A 1,128-nucleotide genomic window follows, 5' to 3' on the forward strand; every position below is an offset into this window, starting at 1 on the left:
GCAAAGCCGAGACCTTTACCTGAATACTGGGGCAGTACGCCCACCATGTGCAGATACCAGCTGAGGTCTTTCCCGTCAACCCTTTCCCAAGCTGCTGCGGTCGCGACAGGCTGATCCCCCCGGCAAATGAACAATAAGCGATCCGAATAAAAGGGGCATGATCTCCGATCTTATCCGCAAATTTCACTTCTCTTGTAAATGAATAACGAATAAGATCCTCCCAGTTCCGTTCGTCATCCGGTTGGAAATGGCGTAATTGATACCCTGTTGGACAATGGAAACCGGGTAAGTCCGACAACCCTTCTTTCTTCATAATAAGCTTGGACAAACTCACCGTCATTTCCTCTCTTTCGCTTTAAAGTCAGGGAATGCGATGACTTTACCGCCTGCTTCAACGGACTCCATCGACAAGTAGAAAACGGAGCTCCACGTCACAGCATCATATACATCAACAGAAGGAGTACGATCTTCCTGAATAGCTGAGATGAATTCCTCCAACACGAGAAAATCTCCCCCGCCATGTTTCGTCCCAGCGGCGAAATGCCCCCATTTCTTCCATATCGGATGATCATATTGCGGCTGGTAGTTTCGCAAAGGCTCCCATGTGTCCGACCCGTTTTCTATATTTTTCGGCGAATGATTACTGAACCATATCAGATCATCTTCCTGCTCATGGCGACCCGAGATAAAAGCCCCTTCCGTTCCCTGAAGCAAGTAATGCGTTTTATTATGAGGTCTTACGGAAGTCCAATCGACACGAAGTTCAATCAGCACATCCATCTCCGTTTGGATGACGGCTACCGCACTATCCCCTTGCCGCCAAAAGCCGTTTCGTGCTGCCGGATGATCTTTCCCATAATTTTGGCCAAAATAATGCTGCAGCGCTCTGGATTTGGACACAAAGGTGGACAGACTTTTCAGCCGGTCACCGTTAGGTTGTTAAGATTGATCCATTGTGCAACCGGACCTATAGAATGAGTAGGGTAATTGATTCCGTTTAATTGTTGATGCAGCTGCCCACGCCAAGTAAGAGAGCCATCAGGATGATGAATCAGATGGCGCAGATCATGAATATAGCCGCCTTCCAGATAAGTAATTTCACCGAACATTCCTTGATCCGCCATATGT

The 1,128-nt window shown here is 47.7% G+C and carries 3 protein-coding genes; all 3 read right to left on the reverse strand.

Features of this window, described 5'->3' with window-relative positions:
- On the reverse strand, positions 1 to 334 hold a 334-nt coding region (locus TX77_RS13875; RefSeq protein WP_230198118.1), incomplete at its 3' end, for a hypothetical protein.
- A gap of 2 nt (positions 335 to 336) precedes the next feature.
- Positions 337 to 900, reverse strand: a complete 564-nt coding sequence (locus TX77_RS10535) for a hypothetical protein (RefSeq protein ID WP_154651909.1) — start codon at positions 898 to 900, stop codon at positions 337 to 339.
- A 17-nt stretch (positions 901 to 917) separates the two neighbouring features.
- Positions 918 to 1,128: hypothetical protein (locus TX77_RS13660; protein ID WP_230198119.1), on the reverse strand; the 211-nt coding region annotated here is incomplete at its 5' end.

The sequence above is a fragment of the Megasphaera massiliensis genome (assembly GCF_000455225.1).
Classification (GTDB): Bacteria; Bacillota; Negativicutes; order Veillonellales; family Megasphaeraceae; genus Megasphaera; species Megasphaera massiliensis.